General features: G+C 71.3%; 5 protein-coding genes and 1 pseudogene. 5 read left to right on the top strand and 1 reads right to left on the bottom strand.

From position 1 onward, the window contains the following. Positions 1–46: 46 nt before the first annotated feature. The 3 genes from IE249_RS11970 to IE249_RS11960 are packed head-to-tail and all read left to right on the top strand — an operon-like array spanning position 47 to position 2,483. On the top strand, positions 47–850 hold the full coding sequence (locus IE249_RS11970; RefSeq protein WP_189704757.1) for an alpha/beta fold hydrolase: 804 nt from the start codon (positions 47–49) through the stop codon (positions 848–850). Then, positions 850–2,145, top strand: a complete 1,296-nt coding sequence (locus IE249_RS11965; RefSeq protein WP_189704926.1) for a PP2C family protein-serine/threonine phosphatase — start codon at positions 850–852, stop codon at positions 2,143–2,145. Before IE249_RS11970 ends, IE249_RS11965 begins: the two co-directional genes overlap by 1 nt. Next, positions 2,145–2,483 (top strand): STAS domain-containing protein, encoded by a 339-nt coding sequence (locus IE249_RS11960; protein WP_189704756.1) that lies wholly within the window; start codon positions 2,145–2,147, stop codon positions 2,481–2,483. The genes IE249_RS11965 and IE249_RS11960 overlap by 1 nt, the downstream gene beginning before the upstream one ends. A 13-nt stretch (positions 2,484–2,496) precedes the next feature. On the opposite strand, the pseudogene IE249_RS11955 reads toward IE249_RS11960, so the two are convergent. After that, positions 2,497–4,136, bottom strand: a pseudogene (locus IE249_RS11955) (PP2C family protein-serine/threonine phosphatase). A 375-nt stretch (positions 4,137–4,511) separates the two neighbouring features. Between IE249_RS11955 and IE249_RS11950 the strand changes: the two are divergent. Beyond that, positions 4,512–5,051: a DUF2231 domain-containing protein gene (locus IE249_RS11950; RefSeq protein WP_189704755.1), complete on the top strand. Its 540-nt coding sequence runs from the start codon at positions 4,512–4,514 to the stop codon at positions 5,049–5,051. Between the two features lie 97 nt (positions 5,052–5,148). After that, the gene (locus IE249_RS11945; protein WP_189704754.1) at positions 5,149–5,595 is read left to right on the top strand and encodes a hypothetical protein; all 447 of its coding nucleotides are present in this window, start codon (positions 5,149–5,151) and stop codon (positions 5,593–5,595) included. Positions 5,596–5,729: the final 134 nt, after the last annotated feature.

The raw sequence follows: 5,729 nt of genomic DNA, 5'->3' as shown, positions 1-5,729 counted from the left end.
CGGCGGCGAACCGGAGCAGTGGTCCGGGTCTGAGAGACTGGCCGGTATGGATGTCGTGCGCAGGAACAACGTCACCGTCACCGGCAACCCCCACGGACCGGTGGTGGTACTGGCGCACGGGTTCGGCTGTGACCAGAACATGTGGCGGCTGACGGTGCCTGCCCTGGCGCGGGATCACCGGATCGTGCTGTTCGACTACGTGGGCTCGGGCCGCTCGGAGCCGTCCGCGTTCTCCGAGGAGCGGTACGGCACCCTCGACGGGTACGCCCGGGACGTGGTGGAGGTGTGCGAGGCGCTCGACCTGCGCGACGCGGTGTTCGTCGGGCACTCGGTCAGCGCGATGATCGGGGTACTGGCCGCCGACGCGGCTCCGGAGCGGATCGGCGCGCTGGTGATGGTCGCTCCTTCTCCGCGGTACATCGACGACGACGGCTACCGCGGCGGGTTCACGGCCCGCGACATCGACGAGCTGCTCGAGTCGCTGGAGTCGAACTACCTGGGCTGGTCCTCGGCGATGGCTCCGGTGATCATGGGCAACCCGGACCGGCCCGAGCTCGGCGAGGAGCTCGAGAACAGCTTCTGCGCCACCGACCCGGAGATGGCGCGCGTCTTCGCCCGGACCACGTTCCTGTCCGACTCGAGGGACGACCTGAAGAAGGTCAGGGTGCCGACCCTCGTCCTGGAGTGCACCGACGACGTCATCGCCCCGCGTGAGGTCGGCGCCTTCGTCCACGACGCGATCGCCGGTTCCACCCTGGTCACCCTGGAGGCGACCGGGCACTGCCCGCACCTGTCCGCCCCCGACGCCACCAACGCGGCGATCACCCGATTCCTGGCGGCGCTGCGATGATGTGCCGCATCGGGCAGCAGCCCGAACCGCAGGACGCCGGCGGCGGCAGGACGTCGGACGCGGTGTTCGCCGCGCTGCTGGAGGACAGCGCCGAGGAGCTCTACGAGTTTGCGCCGTGCGGCTATCTGTCCACGCTCATGGACGGCACCATCGCGAAGATCAACCGCACGCTGCTGGACTGGCTCGGCCTGGAACGCGAGGCGGTCGTGGGCCGGATGCGGTTCACCGATCTGCTGACCGTGGGCGGCAAGCTGTACCACGAGACCCATTTCGCGCCGCTGCTGCGGATGCGGGGCGAGATCAGCGGCATAGCCCTGGAGATCAAGCAGGCCGACGGCGGCCGAATACCCGTACTCGCCTCCTCGGCGGTCAAGCACGGCAGCACCGGGGAGCCGCTGCTGATCCGTACCACCCTCTTCGACGCCCGTGACCGCCGCGCCTACGAGGCGGAACTCCTGCGCGGCCGGAAGGCGGCCGAGGAGGCGCGCAAGCGGGCGGAGGCGGACCGGGCCCGGCTGCAGGAGGCTCTCGCCGTGCTCCAGCAGTCACTGCTGCCCGACAGCCTGCCCACGGTGCCGGGAGTGGAAGCGGCGGCCTACTACCACACCGCCTCCCCCGACCGGTTGGGCGGCGACTTCTACGACGTCTTCCCCGTGGACGGCAAACGCTTCGCCTTCTTCCTCGGCGACGTGTGCGGCAAGGGTCCCGAGGCCGCCGCGCTCACCTCGCTGACCCGGTACACCCTGCGGGCCGCCGCCCTGCACGACCCGGATCCGGTCGCCGCGCTGACCACGCTGAACAAGGTGCTCCACGAGCGCTACGCCGGCAGCGGCGACCCGCGCTACTGCACGGCCGTCTTCGGCACCATCGAACCCGACGCCGCCACCGGAGAGGCCGCCATTCACCTCGCCTCGGGCGGCCACCCGCCGGTGCTGGTCCTGCGGGCGGACGGCACGGCCGGCTATCTGCCGACCCCGGGCGGGCTCCTGGTCGGCGTCCTGCCCGATGCCCGTTTCGCCACCGCCGGCACCACCCTCGCGCCCGGCGACACCCTGCTGCTCTACACCGACGGCCTCACCGAAGCCCGCGTCGGCGAGGACCGCACCAGCCTGTACGGGGACGACGGGCTGCTCCGCTTCGCCACAGGCCACGCCGGCCGGTCCCCGCACGCTCTCATCCGGGCCCTGACCGGCTTGCTCGACGGCTTCGGCGACGGACTCGACGACGACACCGCCCTGCTCGCCCTCGGCGTCCCCACCTCCTCCAGCCTCTCCTCCGCGACAAGAAGCCACTGATGAGCCCGCTGAAGATCACCGCCCGAGACGCCACGACCGGTCCCGTTGTGGAAATCACCGGCGAACTCGACTACGCCAGCGCCACCCAGCTCCGCGAACAGCTCGCCGCGCTCAGCCTGCAGCCGGGCCGGCGTCTGGTCCTGGACCTGGCCGGAATGGAGTTCTGCGACTCCAGCGGCATCACCGCCCTGCTCGCCGCGCGCACCCAGGCACTCGCCGCCCAGGCCGAGGTCGCGCTGGCCGCGGTTCCCGGCAACACGATGCGCGTACTGCGTATCGTCGGACTCGACCAGATCTTCGCCCTCTACCCCGACAGCGACACCGCCACCCGAGCCTGAGCCTCCCGCCGGCTCACAGGGGTGTGCGGAGCGCCAGAAGGGCGACGTCGTCGTGGCCGGGCGGCTCGACACGGCGCAGCAGTTCGTCCGTGAACGAGGCCAGGGAGCGGTGGGCGAGAGCGGCGGCGTGCTGACGGAGCCGGTGGAGGCCCTCGTCGAGGGTACGGCCGGGGCCTCCACCAGGCCGTCGGTGTAGAACAGAAGCGTTGAACCGCGAGGCAGTACGGTCGTGGCGTCGGGCCGTGGCAGGCCGGCGCCGGTGCCCAGAAGGATGCCGTGCCCGTCGGTCAGGAAGTGGGCCAGGCCGTCCCGGGTGACCAGCAGGGGCGGGAGATGACCCGCGTTCGTCCAGGACAGCTCCCACCGGCCGTCGTCCGTGCCGGTCAGCCGGGCGAAGATCAGGGTGGCCATGCCGACGTCGGTGATGGGCGTGATCGCCTCGTCGAGCCGGGTGACGATCCGGCTGGGGGGATCCTGCTGGGACCATGCGTAGGCCCGCAGCATGTTGCGCAGCTGCGCCATTCCCGCGGCCGCCTCCAGATCGTGGCCGACGACGTCTCCGATGGCCAGGGCCGTGGCGGCGTCGGGCAGGGTGAAGGCGTCGTACCAGTCCCCGCCCACCTGCGAGGCGTCGGGCGCCGGCAGATAGCGCACGGTCATCTGCAGGCCCGGCACGACCGGCATCTGAGGCAGCAGGTGGTTCTGCATGGTCTCGGCGACCTTGCGCTGACGCTGGTAGAGGCGGGCGTTGTCGAGGGCCAGTCCGGCCCGGCGGGCGATGTCCTCCAGCAGCGGGAGGTCGGCGGGGGTGAAGTCCCCGGCTGTCTCGGCGCGGCCCAGGGTCAGTGCCCCTAGCACCTCCCGTGTGCTGCGGATGGGCGCGATGACCGCGGAGTGGATGCCGGTGGCCTCGAAGAGGCGGCGCTGTTCGACCGCGATACCGGAATCCGGTGGCCGCTGATAGGTTTCAGGACCGGCCAGAGTGGAGGACACCCCGCGCAGTGCCTGGGACAGCGGCATCGGGGACTCCTCGGGCACGGGAGGCATGGGGCCCTGCAGATCCTCACGGTGCACCAGCGAGTCCCCCTCTGTGTGGACCACGGCGGTGCGCCACACCTCGTCGCGTTCGGTGATCAGGTCGATGACGACCCAGTCCGCCAGCCGGGGGACGACCAGGGCTGTCAGCCGGCGCAGCGCCTCGTCCACGTCGAGCGTCGAGGTCAGCGTCGTGGTCGTCTCGGCGAGCAGTGCCAGCCGTTCGAGTTCGGTCAGCGAACCGACCGGCGTCGTCGGCTCCGGCTGTCTGTCCGAGGCCGAAAGCTGCTCCGCCACGTGGAACAGGACCAGCGTGCCCGCCTCGTCACCGACGGTGTGGGGAGTGATGAGCCACGAGACGCGGAGCAGTGAACCGTCCGCGCGGGCGAAGTAGGCGTCCGAGCCCTGCGCCGGGCGCCCGGCGTGGAACGCCTGCCGCATGTCGCACTGCGTCCGGGGCAACGGCTCTCCCTGCGCCGAGCGGTGCAGCAGGTCATGGGCGTCCCGGCCCACCAGATCGGCCGCGGTCCGGTCCAGCAGGCGTTCGGCGCAGCGGTTCACCGCGAGGATGCGTCCGCCTTCGTCGACGGCGTAGGCGCCCGTGCCGATGCAGCCCAGCACCTCCGCGAGGGCGTCCGCCCGGGCAGCCGGCGTCCGTGCCGCGCCGTCGTCCCTGTTCTCGGCCTCCGCCACGCCCTCGCCTCCTCCCTGGCCGGGACCCCATCCCGTCCGCCACTTCCCTACCTCACCGCATCATCCCGCACACCCGCACTCTCTTTATGCCCCGTCACCGCGCCTTCCGAGCCAACGAACCCGCGCCGAGGCGCATGGGCCGCCACCACCGCCTCCGTCGGCCCGTTCCCGCACGGGGTCGTGGACGCGGTATCTCCCATCCCCCTTAGCGCATATGTTCCCGACACTGGTTGGACTGGAACTCTTGACGCCATCTCCCTAAAAGACCAATGCTTGTTGGTGTAACTACTGGAGGTTGCGATGACTGATGAGCCACTGCTTCAGGCGAAGCGTCCGGTCAGTGCCCTGCTCGCCGGCCCCTACGGCCACCCGTTTCACCCGATCCTGGTCACGGTGCCGATCGGGGCGTGGGTGGTCAGCCTCGTGTTCGACATCGCGTCCCATCTGGTGCACCGGCCGGGGTTCCTGACCCAGTCCTCGGAGTGGCTGATCGCGGTGGGGGTGATCGGGGCCCTGCTGGCAGCCATGGTCGGGTTCCTGGACCTGTTCGCGATTCCGTCCGGCACGCCGGCGTTCCGGACCGGCCTGGTCCACATGACGCTGAACCTGCTGGTGACCACCGCCTACGTCGGCAACTTCCTGTGGCGGTACGGCGACCACACCAGCGGTACGAGCGTCGGCGCCGGGCAGCTCGTGCTGTCCGCGCTCAGCGTGGCCGCCCTCGGCGTCTCCGGATTCCTGGGCGGGAAGCTCGCCTACCGCTACGGCGTGCGCGTCGCCGACGAGAGCACGCAGGCCGAGGGTTACGCGCCCGGCGGGAGCGGGCGCACCCCGGCGTGACCGGCACCGGCACGCCGTCTCCCCCGTCACCGCGGCCGTCAGGCCGGCACCTTCCGCATTCCGCCACTACCAACCTCACCCGCACCTGGGAGTTCCCATGGACATCGCTGCACTGATCACCTGGGTGGTCACCGCCCTCGGCGGCTTCTACATGCTCGGCACCTGGATCCAACGCGGCGGAATCCGGCAACAGCAGACCGGCACCAGCCGCCTGCCCGCCCCCGCCGTCTTCGGGCACTTCGCCCTGGCGGCGATCGGCCTGGTGGTGTGGATCATCTACGTCGTGGCCGACAAGGACGCCCTGGCCTGGACCGCGTTCGGCCTGCTCCTGCCGGTCGCCCTGCTGGGATTCGTGATGCTGGCCCGCTGGATCCCCGTCCACCGGGGCCGCGCCACCGCGGCACCGGCCGCGTCGGGGCCGGGAGCGGAAGGCGCGGTCCCCGCCGAACGGCACTTCCCGGTGGCGGTCGTCGTGGCGCACGGGCTGCTCGCCGTGGCCACCCTCCTCCTGGTCCTGCTCACCGCCCTCGGGGTCGGGGGCTGAACGGTTCGGCGTACGCGAAGGCCGTCCCCGCCATCGCGGGGACGGCCCCCGGTTGCCGTACGGCGGCGCTGAGGGGGCACTCGCACACCGCACGCCGTACACACGAAGGAGCGATCATGCGATACCGGAAGCTG

This window comes from Streptomyces anandii JCM 4720 (assembly GCF_014650655.1).
GTDB classification, from domain to species: Bacteria; Actinomycetota; Actinomycetes; order Streptomycetales; family Streptomycetaceae; genus Streptomyces; species Streptomyces anandii.
The sequence above is the reverse complement of the archived record's forward strand: the minus strand, read 5'-3'. Positions and strand labels throughout refer to the sequence as shown.

Bases quoted from the DNA above. Each gene is read 5' to 3' on its own strand.
- IE249_RS11970 (WP_189704757.1), top strand. From the start codon at position 47: ATGGATGTCGTGCGCAGGAACAACGTCACCGTCACCGGCAACCCCCAC.
- IE249_RS11950 (WP_189704755.1), top strand. From the start codon at position 4,512: ATGACTGATGAGCCACTGCTTCAGGCGAAGCGTCCGGTCAGTGCCCTG.
- IE249_RS11960 (WP_189704756.1), top strand. From the start codon at position 2,145: ATGAGCCCGCTGAAGATCACCGCCCGAGACGCCACGACCGGTCCCGTT.
- IE249_RS11965 (WP_189704926.1), top strand. From the start codon at position 850: ATGTGCCGCATCGGGCAGCAGCCCGAACCGCAGGACGCCGGCGGCGGC.
- IE249_RS11945 (WP_189704754.1), top strand. From the start codon at position 5,149: ATGGACATCGCTGCACTGATCACCTGGGTGGTCACCGCCCTCGGCGGC.